The 15,334-nt window shown below is 40.1% G+C and carries 16 protein-coding genes; 8 read left to right on the top strand and 8 right to left on the bottom strand.

Going from position 1 to position 15,334, the window contains the following annotated elements; genetic code table 11:
- Positions 1 to 4 precede the first annotated feature (4 nt).
- Genes L1068_RS10670 through L1068_RS10650 form a run of 5 tightly spaced genes read right to left on the bottom strand, consistent with a single transcriptional unit; the run spans position 5 to position 5,228 of the window.
- Positions 5 to 1,240 carry an ABC transporter permease gene (locus L1068_RS10670; RefSeq protein ID WP_237130244.1) on the bottom strand — a complete coding sequence of 412 codons (1,236 nt, stop codon included), beginning with the start codon at positions 1,238 to 1,240 and terminating at the stop codon, positions 5 to 7.
- Positions 1,237 to 2,427, bottom strand: coding sequence for an efflux RND transporter periplasmic adaptor subunit (locus tag L1068_RS10665; RefSeq protein WP_054978014.1), 1,191 nt, complete (start codon positions 2,425 to 2,427; stop codon positions 1,237 to 1,239). Before L1068_RS10665 ends, L1068_RS10670 begins: the two co-directional genes overlap by 4 nt.
- On the bottom strand, positions 2,424 to 3,590 hold the full coding sequence (locus L1068_RS10660) for an HlyD family efflux transporter periplasmic adaptor subunit (RefSeq protein ID WP_237130243.1): 1,167 nt from the start codon (positions 3,588 to 3,590) through the stop codon (positions 2,424 to 2,426). Before L1068_RS10660 ends, L1068_RS10665 begins: the two co-directional genes overlap by 4 nt.
- Positions 3,583 to 4,557 carry an HlyD family efflux transporter periplasmic adaptor subunit gene (locus L1068_RS10655; protein ID WP_237130242.1) on the bottom strand — a complete coding sequence of 325 codons (975 nt, stop codon included), beginning with the start codon at positions 4,555 to 4,557 and terminating at the stop codon, positions 3,583 to 3,585. The genes L1068_RS10660 and L1068_RS10655 overlap by 8 nt, the downstream gene beginning before the upstream one ends.
- Positions 4,554 to 5,228, bottom strand: coding sequence for an ATP-binding cassette domain-containing protein (locus L1068_RS10650; RefSeq protein ID WP_237130241.1), 675 nt, complete (start codon positions 5,226 to 5,228; stop codon positions 4,554 to 4,556). The genes L1068_RS10655 and L1068_RS10650 overlap by 4 nt, the downstream gene beginning before the upstream one ends.
- A 269-nt stretch (positions 5,229 to 5,497) precedes the next feature.
- Here L1068_RS10650 and L1068_RS10645 point away from each other — a divergent pair, with 269 nt between their 5' ends.
- Complete coding sequence (locus L1068_RS10645; RefSeq protein ID WP_237130240.1) at positions 5,498 to 7,264, top strand: hypothetical protein; 1,767 nt, start codon at positions 5,498 to 5,500, stop codon at positions 7,262 to 7,264.
- A gap of 85 nt (positions 7,265 to 7,349) precedes the next feature.
- On the opposite strand, the gene L1068_RS10640 is transcribed toward L1068_RS10645, so the two are convergent.
- Positions 7,350 to 8,318, bottom strand: a complete 969-nt coding sequence (locus L1068_RS10640; protein WP_237130239.1) for a dihydrodipicolinate synthase family protein — start codon at positions 8,316 to 8,318, stop codon at positions 7,350 to 7,352.
- A gap of 368 nt (positions 8,319 to 8,686) precedes the next feature.
- Here L1068_RS10640 and L1068_RS10635 point away from each other — a divergent pair, with 368 nt between their 5' ends.
- The 5 genes from L1068_RS10635 (at position 8,687) to L1068_RS10615 (ending at position 11,216) form a co-directional block, all read left to right on the top strand.
- Positions 8,687 to 9,031 carry a lactoylglutathione lyase gene (locus L1068_RS10635; RefSeq protein WP_237130238.1) on the top strand — a complete coding sequence of 115 codons (345 nt, stop codon included), beginning with the start codon at positions 8,687 to 8,689 and terminating at the stop codon, positions 9,029 to 9,031.
- A gap of 10 nt (positions 9,032 to 9,041) precedes the next feature.
- A complete protein-coding gene (locus tag L1068_RS10630) occupies positions 9,042 to 9,488 on the top strand; it encodes a GNAT family N-acetyltransferase (RefSeq protein ID WP_237130237.1) in 447 nt (148 codons plus the stop codon).
- A 23-nt stretch (positions 9,489 to 9,511) separates the two neighbouring features.
- On the top strand, positions 9,512 to 10,000 hold the full coding sequence (locus tag L1068_RS10625) for a GNAT family N-acetyltransferase (RefSeq protein ID WP_237130236.1): 489 nt from the start codon (positions 9,512 to 9,514) through the stop codon (positions 9,998 to 10,000).
- A gap of 103 nt (positions 10,001 to 10,103) precedes the next feature.
- Positions 10,104 to 10,607 (top strand): peptide deformylase, encoded by a 504-nt coding sequence (def, locus tag L1068_RS10620; protein ID WP_237130235.1) that lies wholly within the window; start codon positions 10,104 to 10,106, stop codon positions 10,605 to 10,607.
- A 231-nt stretch (positions 10,608 to 10,838) separates the two neighbouring features.
- The gene (locus tag L1068_RS10615) at positions 10,839 to 11,216 is read left to right on the top strand and encodes a hypothetical protein (RefSeq protein ID WP_237130234.1); all 378 of its coding nucleotides are present in this window, start codon (positions 10,839 to 10,841) and stop codon (positions 11,214 to 11,216) included.
- Positions 11,217 to 11,252: 36 nt separating this feature from the next.
- Here the strand turns inward: L1068_RS10615 and L1068_RS10610 are convergent, their stop codons facing one another.
- Positions 11,253 to 12,425: a benzoate/H(+) symporter BenE family transporter gene (locus L1068_RS10610; protein ID WP_237130233.1), complete on the bottom strand. Its 1,173-nt coding sequence runs from the start codon at positions 12,423 to 12,425 to the stop codon at positions 11,253 to 11,255.
- 100 nt (positions 12,426 to 12,525) lie between these two features.
- Here L1068_RS10610 and L1068_RS10605 point away from each other — a divergent pair, with 100 nt between their 5' ends.
- A complete protein-coding gene (locus L1068_RS10605) occupies positions 12,526 to 13,065 on the top strand; it encodes an XRE family transcriptional regulator (RefSeq protein WP_237130232.1) in 540 nt (179 codons plus the stop codon).
- Between the two features lie 100 nt (positions 13,066 to 13,165).
- On the opposite strand, the gene L1068_RS10600 is transcribed toward L1068_RS10605, so the two are convergent.
- The gene (locus L1068_RS10600) at positions 13,166 to 14,386 is read right to left on the bottom strand and encodes an endonuclease/exonuclease/phosphatase family protein (RefSeq protein WP_237130231.1); all 1,221 of its coding nucleotides are present in this window, start codon (positions 14,384 to 14,386) and stop codon (positions 13,166 to 13,168) included.
- Positions 14,387 to 14,879: 493 nt separating this feature from the next.
- Here L1068_RS10600 and L1068_RS10595 point away from each other — a divergent pair, with 493 nt between their 5' ends.
- On the top strand, positions 14,880 to 15,332 hold the full coding sequence (locus L1068_RS10595; RefSeq protein WP_237130230.1) for a hypothetical protein: 453 nt from the start codon (positions 14,880 to 14,882) through the stop codon (positions 15,330 to 15,332).
- The last annotated feature ends 2 nt before the right edge of the window (positions 15,333 to 15,334 follow it).

The following is a 15,334-nucleotide window of genomic DNA, read 5'->3' as shown; positions in this document are numbered from 1 at the left end:
AATATCAGTCACTTTGCAGTGCGTCAATCGGATCAAGCTTAGATGCCTTAATCGCGGGGTAAACACCAAAAACAAGACCTACCAACGCACAAATGCTAAACGATAACACTATTGCGCTTAGCGACCACGACACCGCCCATTGAGAGTAAAAAGCAATCAGCTCTGACAGTGCAATACCAAAGAATACACCCAATAAGCCACCTAAAATGGAAATGGTGAAACTCTCGGTAATAAACTGCACTTGAATATTCTTTTGCGTTGCGCCAATGGCGCGCAATAAACCGATTTCTTTAGTGCGCTCAAGCACAGTGGCTAGCATTATGTTCATAATGCCAATACCGCCCACCAGCAGCGAAATTCCGGCTACACACGACATTACAATATTAAAAATTTGCTGGGTTTGCTTTTGCTGCGCCAATAACGCGGCAGGCACAATTAGCTTGTAATCATCAATATCGTTATGACGCCCTTTCACTAAAGCATCAATCGCTTGCGCCGCCATCACAGGGCTAAAACCCGGTTCGGTAGCAAGTTTAATGCGAGTAATTTCGGGGTCGAGTAATTCGCTTTTAAAACGGTGAATCGCGGTTTTAAGCGGAATAAAAATCTGATTTTGTTCATCGCCTAATTTAACGCCCTGAAACTCTTTTTTCTTTAAAAATGGCGCTTCAAGAATACCTACCACTTCAAACCACAAATGGTTAATTTTGACTGATTTTCCCACCGCATTGCCAAGCGGGAACAAAGTACGCGCAGTATTTGCACCAAGTAGCGCCACTTGCGAAAAGTGCTGACCATCTTGCTGATTAAGCAAGCGCCCGGCACTTAAATCAAAATGTGCAAGCTCAAAGTAGTTTTCACTTACACCTACTGCTTGGCCATCAAATTTGGCGTATTCACTAAACACATGGTAGGTTTCAACCACTTTTTCAGCGGCAAAATCTGTAATAAACGGCAAGGCTTCAACTGCAACTTTGCCATCATTAAGCGATAACCCGTCCGAGTGCTTACGCTGCTCTCTAAGTTCATCCTCTTCAAAGTCTTTAGCTTCTACAATTACGTTATTAAGGCCCATTGAATCAATCATTTTCAGTGCTTCACGCTGTGCACCTTCACCAATGTTCAACATGGCAATTACCGCACCTACACCAAAGATCATACCGAGCAAAGTTAAAAAAGTGCGCATTTTATGCTGCTGCAATTGCACTGCGGCATCTTTAAATAATCCGACTAAATTCATAGCTTGCCCTCCTGCTCAACTAGCGCAATTACATCACCTTTGGAAAGGCCCTTTACAATTTCAACATGGCTTAAATTACTTGCACCTAAGGTAACTGGCGCTTTGCTGTAACCCGATGCCGTTTTAAGTTGCACATACGCGCCTTCTTCGTCAGCAAATACGCTAAATTTTGGTACGATTAGCTTTTCGGCTGACTGATCCGCCACTATATTTGCCACCACTTTTAAACCCGGTCGTAAGTAGTCGCCTTGCTCATCAATACTGGCGGTGATCTCGTAATACTTTTGCGGATCTTGTCGCTTAATTGATTTAGGAAACGGTGCAAGCTTACTTATTTTGCCAGTAAAGATTTTATTGGGTGTTGAAATAAGCGAAAACTCAATTGCTTGATCTTGCTTTAAATTAATCGCTTCGCGCTCTTTTACAAACAACTTGATTTGCATAACCGAGGTATCAGGCAAGCCCGCAATTTTTTGGCCCGGCCATAAAGTTTGCCCTGCTCTTGGCTTTTCACCATGCCAGTTTACACTGTGTGTAAGCAAGCCATCGTGCGGGGCAACCACCTCTAACGACGACAAATTGCCATCGAGCATATTAATTTTGCTTTGATGCTGCTGACTTTGCATGCTTAAGAGGTCTAGCTCGCCTTGCGCGCTGCTATTAAACTGATCAGACTGCCAATTAAAATAGGCCGTTTTGGCATTTAAATAGTCGACCTTTTGCGCTTGCTCTAAAATCTCAAGTTTCGAGATAATACGGTCATCGTCGATAGAGAAATTTTCAGCAAATTGCTTTTCTTCTTCAACAATTTCCATATCAAGCCCTAAGTGTTTTCTGCGCGTGTCGATTTCGGTATTTTTACCGGATAAATCTTGTGATACTTTTTGGTTTGAAAAATCACTCTCGCGCTTTTGCTTAATCATTACACGACCATCAAACCGTGCAATCACTTCACCTTTTTTAACTTGAGAGTATTCAGGCATTAACCATGCCAGCGTTTGCGGCCCACGCGATGATGCAGGGGTGCTAATCACGGTTTCATTGGCGGCAATTAGCTCGCCTTTTGCCTCTACATAATTTTTAAACGGGGCTTTTTGCACCGTGAACGTAAGCTCAGCGGCTACGTCATCGGGTTTTGAGCACGCGGTTAATAAAATCACGCTTACAACAATAGCTAAATACTTCATAAACGCACTACCTCTCCTTGTTCAATACCGCTTTTTATTACCGCAAAACCATTACTAATATTACCTACCGTAACAGGGGTTTTATCACCATTTTTTTCAATTACATACGCGCTTGATTGGTCGCTATGCAATGCGCTTACAGGCACAATCAATACATCGTCAATTTTATCGGTAGCGATCTCTACGCGGGCGGTTAACCCTGGGCGCATTGCAGCTGCATTGATATTATCGAGTTTAATTAAGGTGTCGACGATTCGGCGTTTATCTTGCGGCGATTTTTCACGAAACGCACTGCCAATACTGGTTATTTTGCCCGATGTAATAATCGGCTCAGAGCCATCAATGGTCACTTTAACATTCTGATTAAGTGCAATGCGGCCAAAGTCAGCTTCGTCAATTTGTGCTTTTACCTGCATATCTTCAATTACCGCTAATTCAATTACCGGCTGACCAAATTGCACACTTTCACCTACCGTAGGCTTTTCGCCACTGGCGTCGGTGTAATACATTACAATGCCATCCATGGGTGCTTTTACTTTCAGCTTTTCAATGTCGTGTTCTAGGGCATCAACTTCGGCTTTTAAGCGATCGGCTTTACCTTTAGCTAAGCGAATATTGAGCGCTTTAGTTTCATCTTGAAAGGTCAGCTTTTTCTTAGCCAGCTCAAGATCGTTCTTAGCAATGGTAAAATCAATCTGTGCCTTGCGTTTATCGTTATCCGACATTGAATCATCGTTAATATCGGCCTTACGCTTGGCAATATCGTAATTCATTTGCGCTTCGGCAAGGGCAAGTTTTAACTCTTCTTGGTTTTTAATCTCTTGCGCTTTTTGGTTTTCGAGCTCTTTTACCGCGCGGTCATATTCGCTGGTTTTTTCAATTAAGCGGTCGCGCACGGGTTTATCATCAAAAGAGGCAACCATCTCGCCTTTTTTCACTTGTTTATTCTCAGGCGCTAAAAACTTCACCTTGTATTGCCACATACGTGAAATAGACGGCGGTGCAATAAGCGATTGCTGTGCTGATTCTAATTCGCCATTGGCTTGCACAGCCAACTGTAAGCTGGTTTTTTCAATGGTGTGATAATCAAATTCATCATCGCCACAACCGGCTAACGAAAACGCGATTAGGCTTGCAACTAAGCCAACTTTAAACTTATTCATTGCTGCCTCCTTGCACCACAACACGTCCCGTCATACCCGGTAATATTTTTAGCTGCTGTGTATCGTCAAACTCAAACTTAGCGCGATAATAGGCATCTTTACCCCACTCTTTACGCTCTTCCGGTTGTGTTGAAATATCGCTTAATTTTGCAGTGAGTGGCGTATCTTGATACGCATCAAGCGTAAGCGACATTGTTTGCTCTTGCTTTAAGTGCTTATAATCAATTTCATGTACCCACGCTTCTAAATAAAGACCGGTCATCGCTGGGATTTCAGCAATTTTCCAACCAGGCTGCGCGGTAACCCCTGAAAACAATTTAGTGCCATACCAAGGGTGATTACCATACAAAATGGGGCCTTGATTGGTAGCTTTATGGGTAAGCTTTTGCAAACGTTCGCGGTTTTCTTTTAAGTTAATTTGCAAATGTTCTATCTCGATTTCTTGCTTGCGAATGTTTACCTGCGCTGTGGTTTTTGCCTCAGCAAGACTCGCTTTGGCTTTATGTTTTTGGATCACCGCTTGCTCTAGCTTTAGCTGGTTTTCTTCATAATCAAATGCGCTTAAATGGCTTTTCGGCACCGCAGCATCAATTTTGGCCTTTTCAAGCAATAAGTCAGCACGAGTAAGCGCAAACTCAGCTTCTAAAATGGCTTGTTTACCCTTATTTTGTTGGCGTTTTAATTCATCTTGAGCGGTATTAAGGCTTACTTCATCTTGCTCAATGGTGCTAGCAATTGAGCCGCCCTCAAATACCACAACCACATCACCGGGTTTGGCTATTTCGCCCTCGGGTAGCATCCATTCAACTTGAATGCGCCATGTATCGCTTTGCGGTGCAAAAAAAGTTTGGCTGTCGCTCGCTTTTATCTCCCCAGTAATAAAAATATTTTGCGATGCAGTCAAAGGTGTTGTTGCGAGCGCGCTTGCGAACATCAAAGGCAGTGCGGCGAGTTTAAGTGTTTTCATTGAACGCTGTCCTCTATTTTCACACCATCTTTCATACGAATAATGCGCTTAGCATATTCAGCAATATCTTCTTCGTGGGTCACCATTACAATGGTGTGGCCTTGGGCATGCAAGTCACATAACAACGACATAATTTCGTGGGATGTTTTGCTGTCTAGGTTACCGGTGGGTTCATCGGCAAAAATCACTTTAGGCTCATTAACTAGGGCTCTGGCGATTGCCACACGTTGCCTTTGCCCACCAGACATTTCATTTGGCTTATGCCCCGCCCTGTGGTCAAGCCCCACCTTGGTAAGCATCGCCAACCCTTTTTGTTTTGCTTGTTCTGGCGATATATCACTGTACCTAAGCGGCAAGGTAACATTTTCAAGTGCGGTTAAACGGGTTAACAAATGAAAGGTTTGAAAAATAAAGCCAATGCGCTGGTTACGGATTTTTGATAAGTCTTCATCGCACATATCTTGAATAGATTGTTGAGACAAAAAATACTGGCCTTTGGTTGGCGTATCTAAACAGCCCAAAATATTCATAAGCGTTGATTTGCCCGACCCCGACGAGCCCATAATGGCGACGAACTCCCCTTCGTCAATGGTGATAGAGACATTGTTTAACGCGGTAACACGCGTTTCTCCACTGCCGTACTCGCGATACAGATTCTTCACTTCAAGCACTGCACACATTCCTTGGTTATAATTTTCAGCCGTTAACGGTATACAATCTGAACAGTTCAGTCAACTGATATAACCAACTGATTTAAATGGATAAAAACACATTTAAATGAGAATTAATCGCGTTAACTATTTGTAACAAAACGTGTATTTTCGAATGATTTATAAAAGGTGTAAGTATAGGTCGTTGATAAAGTCACTATCAGCGTGCAAAATGAAAACCCGAACCCAATGTTTTCGGGTTTAGTCATACGTAAAAGGATTTTAGTTAAATGATTAGTGATCTCAGTCTAAGTAAGAATGTTCAGTTTTATAAACTGAATAAAGCACTTACCAAAAAATCTATTGAAGATACATTCAAAGAGATATCTAAAGAACGTGTAGGAAACTATCTTTTAAACGAAGCTAAAATAAGCTATATAACGGCCTCAGGTAATCAAGTAATATATTCTATTGTTTCATATAAGATAGAAGCAGAGCCCTCCTTTTTATCTGGCACTTCGGTTAACGAGCAAAAATACGCCTATTTGTTATTAATAGAATGTGATGATGCCTTGGCCATTTTGAAGAAATATGTTGATTCACCTGAAAAACATTTTTCTTCTTTTATAGATGAGTTTGATTATGAAAAGTTCTGTCATTTCCATGGTGATAAAAACCCAGAATATGAAAGGGTTACTATGAGAAATATGAGCATATCAAATGCTGTCATTAGATCCCGTTCATTAGAAGCTAAAAGCTTAAATGGTATCATTCCATCTAATTCATCTAGCCGATCAATCCCAAGCAACTTCAGAATGAAAGTCGGAGAAGACTCATACACTCTAACACCAAGTACTTCTCGGGTTAGTCATAGGGATAAAAAGTTAGCATTTGATGGTCTAGTTGACTGGGTTGTTGAAATTAAAGATGAAATCAAAATAACTACCAATCAAAGTGAATTTATTAGTAATTTTGCTTCACCTATTTGTTTGAAGGATATTATAGATTTAGGACATAAAGTTGTGGCTATTCTCATAGATCTGACTGAAATAGAAACTAAGGTTTTGAATGGCCGTGCTGTTTTAAGCAAAGCCGATGGTAGCCAATTAGATCGAGGAGAAATAAATAAAATTTTTAATCAATTGAAATCTCCTGTTTTAGTTGATGGTAATCTAATGAAGGTCAAAGGTAAGACTTTAACTGGCACGGTTTCATATTCAAAAAACTTAATTACAATTAGAAATCAGCTTCTTGACAATATATCTGTAACTGAAAACGGCACTGATGTTTACACAATAGGCAAGTATATAAATAAAGAAAAACCATTTTCTGCGGTGTTTGACTCTCCAAACTACTCGTATTATTCAAAGTCATGTTTTGAAGATAAACATTTAATAAATAACATTCAGTCAATACTAAATATATTTGATGATAGTTATAACTTTAACGGCATTGCCAGTGAAAAAGAAAAGCCGCATTCAGCTGATTTAACTAGATTCCCTGTAACCTCTTTATTTCGAGTGGTTGAAGACCAATATTGTGCTCCTCATAATATCGTTATCTGTGATGATATGAATGACGAGTGGTCAGATCATATTGCTATAGATAGTAATAGCGCGATTCCGAGTATTTCTTTTATACATTCTAAATTTACTAAGAAGGACACATATGGTGCTAGTGCTTTTCATGACGTAGTTGCTCAAGCACTAAAAAACATTGGCCGAACCCAAGCGGAAAAGCAACTATTTAAGAATAAATATGACAATGAGTGGCACAATAATTATGAAAATACCAATATTAGTAGGGTAACGGGTGCCCAAAATTGGCAAGATATAGAAGTAGCTCTCGATGCTGTAAGTCAAAATCCTAACTCTATAAAAAAAATTGTACTTGCTACACCTTTTTTGAGTAAGGCTAAATTAACAGTAGAATTAAACAAGTTGGCTCTAGGTCAAAAATGTAAGCCACACTATGTGCAGTTAGTCTGGCTTATAAATACGTTTATAAGTTCATGTAAAGATTTTGGAGTTCAAGCTCACATATTGTGTAAACCATAGCCCTGCAAAAAAATAACAAATTTCAAAAACCCACAAAAAAAGCTCCGTAAACGGAGCTTTTGTCTTTTCAAAACACGGAAAAAAATTATTCAGCTAAACCTAGTGCTTCAAGGCGCGCTTTTGCAAGTTGGTAGCGTGCGCGAACATCGTCAATTTGCGCTGCCGTAAGCGTTTTACCCAATGTGCGTAAGCCGCCTTGTTCGTCATTATGGTGAATACCAAATGCAAACTTTAGGTACTCTAATAACAGTGGCTGTGCATCAAGGTATGAAATTGAGTTCATTGCTTGCGAGATTTTATTCGCTTCAGCCCAATTGCCCTCATTTACATACTCTTGCATGGTGACACTTGCTTTCGGGAAGATACACCCAACACCTGTAATGCCGCCACATGCGCCAGCAAGGCCTGCGTGAACCGTTACTGTATCTACACCTGCTAAGATTTTTGCATCTTTGTTTTCTAGCATCAGGGTTTCAATTACTGATACGTCCGTTGTTGAGATTTTAAGTGCTGTTACTTCAGGTAGCGCTGCAAGTTTTCTTAAAATATCAGTTGAAAGTGCATGGTAACCCGCTGCATCTGGATTGTTGTAAGGCATAATCGTAATGCCAGCTTCACGCGCTGCATCTGCCGCAAGCGCGTAATAAGCATACATTTCATCATCAGAAGGCGCTTCTTGGGTTTTTGGTGGCATTACCATTACCGTATCTACACCAACTGTTGCCAACTCAGTAACAATAGTTGCAAGCGCTTCTTTGGTTTCTGCCGCAGCGCCACTAATTAATGGCACGTTAAACTCTTTAGCAACCTCAGAAAGCGCACTTAGTAGAGAAAGACGCTGCTCAGCGCTTAGGTAGCTGTTTTCACCTAGCGTGCCCGAACCAACAAGGCCACCCATGCGCGTGCCAGCTTTACCTTCAACACGTAAAATATCTGCTGCGTACTTTTGTGTTGCAACTAGGTCAATTTCAAGTGCGCCTGTATCAGTCTCTTTTAACCATGTAAACACGGCAGGCATAACCGTATAACGCCAATCTGTACTATTTGTTTGCATCGTATTACCTTTTGTATAAAATCTTTATTGCCTGACTATATCGTATAAAATATACAAAATAAACAATTGAATGAATTAGTCTTCAATTAAGTGCCCAAATTATTACGCTGTATTGAGTTTAGCACGCATACAATTTACCTTAAGTAAAAACCTATTTGCCGTAAAAAAAAATCTACAAAAACCACCGTTTATAAACCTAAAACTCCGTTTTTAATGCGTTTAGTTATCTTTAGCTATTGAAAGGTTTACTAATGCACCTGCGCTATTTATAGTTTTGTAAAATTGTAAGCGTATTTACTTAGCCATTTCACTAATGCCCTTTTGCACTTTTTAAGTGTAAATACGTGCTGCTTATTTATGGAAATATCATGGATGTTATCAATATAAAAACATTTATTCCGAGTAAGGATTACGAGGTCTCTTTATCTTTTTATGCTGAAATTGGCTTTAAGTCTGAATATGTGAGCGAAGATCTTACCCTTTTTGAAAATGGCGATTGTCTTTTCTTCCTGCAACGCTTTTACAACGAAGATTTAGCAAATAACTTTATGTTGCAAATTTGCGTTGCGGATATCGATGATGCGTTTGAGTTATGCAGCAATTCAAAATACAAAACTAAAATCTCACCAATCCAACAAATGCCTTGGGGTAAAGTATTTTATCTTTGGGGACCTTCGGGCGAACTTTTGCATATTACCCAGTTAGGCAGTTAAAAAACAAAATATGATAGCTCAACTTACCCATTCAAATAGCGATATTGCTTCGCAGATTTATGCTGTGTTTCAATCTTCTTATAAAATTGAAGCCGCACTGATTGGCACCGATAATTTTCCACCGCTATCGCGCACGCCACAGGATATAGCAAGCTCAAACACCTTGTTTTATGGTTTTTATGAGAATGACAGACTTGCGGGCGTTATTGAAGTTACATACCAAGACCAAATACTAGAAATAGACAGTTTAACCGTCGCTCCTGAGCATTTTCGTAAAGGCATAGCCGGAAAACTAATGGAGTATGTGTTAAATACGTTTGATTTTACCAAAGCCATTGTTGAAACCGCGGTAGTCAACGCACTCGCTATTCGCTTATACCAAAAGCACGGCTTTAACGAGTTTAAGCGTTTTACACCCAGCCATGGCATTGAAAAACTGGCATTAGTAAAAGAATAATAATAAAAGACATTTACAAAACTATGATCCGACATGCATGCAAGGATGATTGCTTACAATTAGCCGCCCTTTCAATAAAAGTGTGGCTCGACACCTATGCCGTTGAAGGCATAAAGCGTGAATACGCGCAGTATGCCCTTGCTACATTTACTGAAAGCTATTTTAGTTCGTTACTTGATTCGCCAGATTACAACTTATTAGTGGTTGAAAAAGAAAAAGCGCTACAAGGCTATGCCCTGCTTAATATGAACTCTCACTATCAATCGGCAAATAATGGTTTTGAGCTTGAAAAACTGTATATCGATACTGCGATTAAAGGCCAAGGTTTAGGTAAACAACTTTTAACCGCAGTAGAATACGAGTTTGGTAAGGCGTATTGGCTGTACACTTGGGTTGAAAACGAGTCTAACGGGTTTTATTTGCATTTAGGGTTTCGCAAAATTGGCCAACTTAATTTTGAATTTGCTGGCATACAAATCGAAAATAACGTTTATCAATCGACCCCTATCTAACATACAATTGCGCCATCATAACACTTTGCTTGTTTGTCATAATTAATCAGCAAGTACTCCAAAGCCCCATCAAGGGCGATTAGCCAAAAATAATTGAGGTAAAATGGCCGTTTTAGAAATACTAAAAGCTCCAAACGAGAAATTAAAAGTTAACGCCGAAAAGGTAACCGATGTTGCCAGCGTGCAAACTTTAATTGATGACATGCTAGATACCATGTATCACACCGACGATGGCATTGGGCTCGCCGCAACACAAGTAGGTAGAAGCGAAGCCATTATCATTATTGATATTTCTGAGCAACGAGATGCACCATTAATTTTAATTAACCCAGAAGTTGTAAGTGGCAACCACAAAGAAATGGGGCAAGAAGGCTGTTTATCTGTTCCCGGTTACTACGCAGACGTTGAGCGTTACACCGAAGTAACGGTTAAAGGTTTAGACCGCACCGGCAAAGAAGTAACTATTGAAAGTGATGATTTTCTTGCCATTGTATTGCAGCATGAAATCGATCATTTAAAAGGTAAATTGTTTATTGACTACCTTTCGCCTTTAAAGCAAAAAATGGCACTTAAAAAGGTCAAAAAAACAATTAAGTCAGTTGTTTGATAAGGTTTGTCAAAAAAGGCCGTTGGTTTAGTTTATCATGTATAAAGCACACCGATTATTTTTGAAAATATGCTGATGCGTTTGTAGCTACTGTGTTTATCAAGCAGGTAACGGATTGCTTTAACACGCATTGTGTTACCTGTTCGTAAGATATAAAAAGAGCAAATGACATATTTTAAAATAATAAGCTAAACCGTATACTGACTCCAATTTAAAAACACAGATGTAATCATGGTTGCGCACGGAAAAGTTAACTACTCTTGGCATGGCAATATTCTTCAGTTAGAAGTATTTGGCCCTTTTAATGTTATTGGTATCAATAACGCATTTGAAGAGCTCAAAAAGCAAGCTAACGCTAACTTTTTTGAAAAGTGGTATCGCATAGATGTGATTGACGACGAAACCTTTGGCTGCCCTGAAGTAATGAAAACCATCGGGCAAACTTACGTGTGGAGCCTTGAAAACAACTGTCAAATGATTGCTATTGTGTGTGCCAATCGCGTGCAATTAAGTTTGCTTAACGCGTTTATTGAAAAATCCGCCTTAAATGTTCGAGCCTTCACCAATCAAGAAGATGCCTTGGCTACCATTAACGCTTTATCCGGCTAATACTATTTTAGTAACACCAATATAACGTTAATTTAGTTACGAATTCTCTGCTTTTTTGTTCATTAAGCTGACATAGCACCAACCAAATAATAAGCCCCAAATAATTGCATTTAACCCCAAAAAACTAATGCCTGACAGCGTGACCAAAAATGTAAGTAACGACGCTTCACGGTAGCGTGCATTTGAAAATGCACTTTGCAAACACATTAACAAGGTGCCCAATAATGCAAAACCAGCAAGCATTTGGGTTATTTCACTTGGAAACGCAACAAAGATAGACACGACACTTGCCGCCAATATTCCCGCCAAAATATAAAATAGACCAGCCCAAATTACCGCACGATAACGATTACCCTTGTTGCTATCAACCTCTTCAGTCATACACATTGCGGCAGAAATAGCAGCAAGATTTAAACTAAAACCACCAAACGGTGCCGCCAACATATTAATAAGCCCAGTGCCAACCAAAATAGGCTTAACTGGTGCGTCATATCCATAACTTTGCATCATCGCAATGCCTGATAAATTTTGCGATAGCATAGTGACAATATAAAGCGGCACAGCAACGTTAAAAATAGCCAAAACATCAAACTCAGGATTAAGCCAAACTGGGTTAGCAACGGCTAAATGTGCTGTGCTTACTAAATCATTATTAAGATAAAATGCCCCAGCTAAACCAACAAACAGCAGCATTAACATGGTGAACTTTGCGGCAAACCGTTTACTTAACGCATAGGTGATGAACATCAACAAAAACATCACCGGCATACTCATAATAGGTTCAAACGCTTTTACGCAAAACGGCAATAAAATAGCGGCAAGCATGGCGGTTGCCAGTGATGAAGGAATACGTTTTAGGGCATTTGATAGTGGTGTAACAAGCCCCGTAATGAAAATGAGCGCACCAGTAACAACAAACGCACCAACTAACGTAGGCAAGTCATGTTGTGGGGCAATACTTACTAGCATCGCTGCTCCCGGGGTAGACCACGCCGTTAAAATAGGTGTTTTGTAATACCAAGAATAACCGAGTGAGCTCAGTCCCATTATTAAGCCAAGGGCGAGCAACCAACTTTCAATTTGCGCCGCAGAGGCACCTGCTGCCGTTGCCGCTTGTAAAATAATAACAATAGAGCTGGTGTAACCAATTAGTACAGCGCTAAACCCCGCTGTGATATGACTTACAGATAGATATTTGGTGTTCATCATTCGTTATTCTCTGTGTTATATTTTTAAAAACTGTACGTAATAACGCACAAAAAACAAAACAATAACACCGTGCGTTATAGCGCACAACCGAGAAATTACTATGAAAGATGCGATTTTTAGAGCCGAAATTGCCCAACATTTAAAAAGTGAACGTCAAAAGAAAGGGTTAAGCTTAGATAAAACTGCTAAGTTAACCGGTGTATCAAAAGCCATGCTTGGCCAAATTGAACGAGAAGAATCTAGCCCAACCATTGCCACGTTATGGAAAATTGCCAGTGGGTTAGAAACGTCATTTTCAGCATTTTTCGCCGATCAGCCTGATTTACGCACAAGTGAGCGGGTGTTCCCTGACGACCCACGTATGAAAATAAATACCTTATTTGCGTTTCAACCAGACACAGGCATTGAAGTATTCGAGATCACCTTATCTGAGCGCCACCAGCAACTATCAAGTGCGCATAATGTGGGCGTTATTGAGCATATTCATGTAATTGAAGGTGAGTTACAGGTGTTTTTTGACCAACAATGGCACCCCTTAAAACAAGGCGACAGCATTCGTTTTTATAGCGATCAACCGCACGGTTATGAAGCACTAAGCGAAACCGCGGTTTTTCACAATATTATTAGTTACTCTAAGTAAACTTAGTGTGTGTATGTCGCTAAAGTAGATTTAAAACTAGAGCCAAAAAACCTAATAGTCGACTGTTAGGTTTTTGTTTTTCGTCACTTAGTGAAGAGCATTACTTTGCACATAAATTTGCTAACGCTACATCAACCCAAACTAAACGATGATCTGATGAGGCACTTCTATCGGCAACTAAATGTGCACCTTGTTTACCTTTAGCGGGCCAAAACACAGCGCTGTTTAACACCTTTAAATTTGCTGACGGCAACACATAGTCGGCACGCATTCCCCACCCTGCGGTATGTGTTGCGGCGTGTGTGTTTTCAGGTTTATTTTGCAAGCCACCTTCAGATTGTGGCGCGCCATAGTGATTAACTCGTGGGTGAAACAATAATTGATTAATCGCATTTGGGTGCGCATCACCGTCCACTGCGCTGGCATTTAAATCGCCTAAAATCACAAAAGACTCTGGACTAACGCCGCCATGGCGACCGTTATCATCATAAATGTAGTGATTGCTTGATGGGCTAATGTAATCTCGCCAAAAGCGGATTTCATCGTGATTGCGTTTTCCATTGCGGTCTTCTTCGTCGTCAAATACTGGTGGTGTTGGGTGGCTTGCCAGCACATGAATCGTGTTATCACAAACATTTACCGGCACATCCCAATGAGACTTAGACGACAAACGCATTATCGCACGCTCGTCACTTGAGTACCACTGGTTACCATTTGGGTTAACTGGCATCAAGTTATTCGGCATATCTTGCCACAAAAAGTGTTGGAAAGTGCGGACTTGCTCTGAAACGATGGGGTATTTCGACAACAGTACCATGCCATACTGCCCAGCGTAACGGCCAAAGCCAAAATGAGTAAGCTTAACAGCATCGCCTTTTAATCCGGTTTTTACTCCCGTGTTTACGGGAGCAAGATACACATATGGGTAAGTAATTGGCGCTAGGCCATTTTGCGATACTTCAAGGTATGTCGTCTTAAATAAATCGATGCCTTTTTCGCGCTTTGCAATGTAATCAAACTCGTTAAGTAAAATAATATCTGGGCGAGTGCGCTGAATAATTTCAGCAATATTATTAATTTGCTGCTCATTACCAACTGCTAATGCTTGCGTAAGCGCATGTGCATTTAGGGTTGATTTTGTAGCTGATTGTTCTTTTGATTGATAATTAGTGGCTTCCATACTGACATTAAATGTAGCAATGCGAAGCACTTTGTTCTGGTTTGTATTTTTAAAATCTTGCTGCGGTGTTGGCACAGTATTGCAGCCCAACAGCATACCTAATACAACAGCGTAACTAATGGCACGTAAATTAATATTCATACAGTTTAACAATGGCTTTATTTTGGCTTGGAAAATAGCTTAGTTCCTAGTTAAGCGCAAACAAAGACGCTCAGCCACCAATAAACACTTCACTCGTTATAACAGACTTAAATTAAACCTTGCGTAACTTTCTTTTACATCTAAAAATATATAACAATGTCAATAAGTTATATAATTTGATATTAGAGCGTGTTGACCTTTACTGTCTATTTCTGCAGCAGTTTGTTTGGTATGTAGACAAGACAGCGCGATTGTGATGTAGTTATTCTACATAAATGAGCGATAAAACAGTATAAATGCCAAACAAGCGCTGCCTGTGGGGTTCAACCCAAACCATTGTGCTCTTTGTTGTCGCTTTTTGACTTAGCCCACTAGGCCTACAAAGCGACGCCGCGATCAAAACGGTTTGGATTTGAACAGAATTTAGACCATAAAAGTCAACACGCTCTAATAATAAAAATAAGCTTTGCACAAATAAATTGTCATTTTACATATGAAAAAATTAATCCTCTGTTTATCCCTTGTTTTACCCAATATTGCGATGAGTTGCCCTACGTTGACCGGAACATGGACATCATCCAGCGAAAAGTTCGAATCATTCAATAAAAAGTGGGCCAATGTTGACGGCAATGCGTGGGCTTTTATGACCCAAACTCAAGGTAAAGAAGTCATAACATTCAATAACAAACAGGAAATGCGCATCAACACCCCTGATATTGAGATCAAAATGGGCGAAAAAACCATGACGATGCCAGCAAAAGAAGAACGCATTAACTACTCCGTTTTAGGATGCACCGATAGCAGCATTGTTTTACAGTTTGATCGATACGGTAAAACACAGATATCACAGCTCCATTTTGAAAATAAAACCACCTACTGGGAATATATGGGAAACTCACAAAATGATGGCAATAGCCACATACGCGAGTATTACACTAAAGATTAACG

This window comes from Pseudoalteromonas sp. MMG024 (genome assembly GCF_021654175.1).
GTDB lineage: Bacteria > Pseudomonadota > Gammaproteobacteria > Enterobacterales > Alteromonadaceae > Pseudoalteromonas.
The sequence above is the reverse complement of the archived record's forward strand: the minus strand, read 5'-3'. Positions and strand labels throughout refer to the sequence as shown.

What these genes read in the sequence shown, in the direction of transcription:
- L1068_RS10660 (WP_237130243.1), bottom strand. Translation starts at nt 3,590, where the DNA reads ATGAATAAGTTTAAAGTTGGCTTAGTTGCAAGCCTAATCGCGTTTTCG.
- L1068_RS10600 (WP_237130231.1), bottom strand. Translation starts at nt 14,386, where the DNA reads ATGAATATTAATTTACGTGCCATTAGTTACGCTGTTGTATTAGGTATG.
- def (WP_237130235.1), top strand. Translation starts at nt 10,104, where the DNA reads ATGGCCGTTTTAGAAATACTAAAAGCTCCAAACGAGAAATTAAAAGTT.
- L1068_RS10640 (WP_237130239.1), bottom strand. Translation starts at nt 8,318, where the DNA reads ATGCAAACAAATAGTACAGATTGGCGTTATACGGTTATGCCTGCCGTG.
- L1068_RS10655 (WP_237130242.1), bottom strand. Translation starts at nt 4,557, where the DNA reads ATGAAAACACTTAAACTCGCCGCACTGCCTTTGATGTTCGCAAGCGCG.
- L1068_RS10625 (WP_237130236.1), top strand. Translation starts at nt 9,512, where the DNA reads ATGATCCGACATGCATGCAAGGATGATTGCTTACAATTAGCCGCCCTT.
- L1068_RS10670 (WP_237130244.1), bottom strand. Translation starts at nt 1,240, where the DNA reads ATGAATTTAGTCGGATTATTTAAAGATGCCGCAGTGCAATTGCAGCAG.
- L1068_RS10605 (WP_237130232.1), top strand. Translation starts at nt 12,526, where the DNA reads ATGAAAGATGCGATTTTTAGAGCCGAAATTGCCCAACATTTAAAAAGT.
- L1068_RS10635 (WP_237130238.1), top strand. Translation starts at nt 8,687, where the DNA reads ATGGATGTTATCAATATAAAAACATTTATTCCGAGTAAGGATTACGAG.
- L1068_RS10630 (WP_237130237.1), top strand. Translation starts at nt 9,042, where the DNA reads ATGATAGCTCAACTTACCCATTCAAATAGCGATATTGCTTCGCAGATT.
- L1068_RS10645 (WP_237130240.1), top strand. Translation starts at nt 5,498, where the DNA reads ATGATTAGTGATCTCAGTCTAAGTAAGAATGTTCAGTTTTATAAACTG.
- L1068_RS10615 (WP_237130234.1), top strand. Translation starts at nt 10,839, where the DNA reads ATGGTTGCGCACGGAAAAGTTAACTACTCTTGGCATGGCAATATTCTT.
- L1068_RS10610 (WP_237130233.1), bottom strand. Translation starts at nt 12,425, where the DNA reads ATGATGAACACCAAATATCTATCTGTAAGTCATATCACAGCGGGGTTT.
- L1068_RS10595 (WP_237130230.1), top strand. Translation starts at nt 14,880, where the DNA reads ATGAAAAAATTAATCCTCTGTTTATCCCTTGTTTTACCCAATATTGCG.
- L1068_RS10665 (WP_054978014.1), bottom strand. Translation starts at nt 2,427, where the DNA reads ATGAAGTATTTAGCTATTGTTGTAAGCGTGATTTTATTAACCGCGTGC.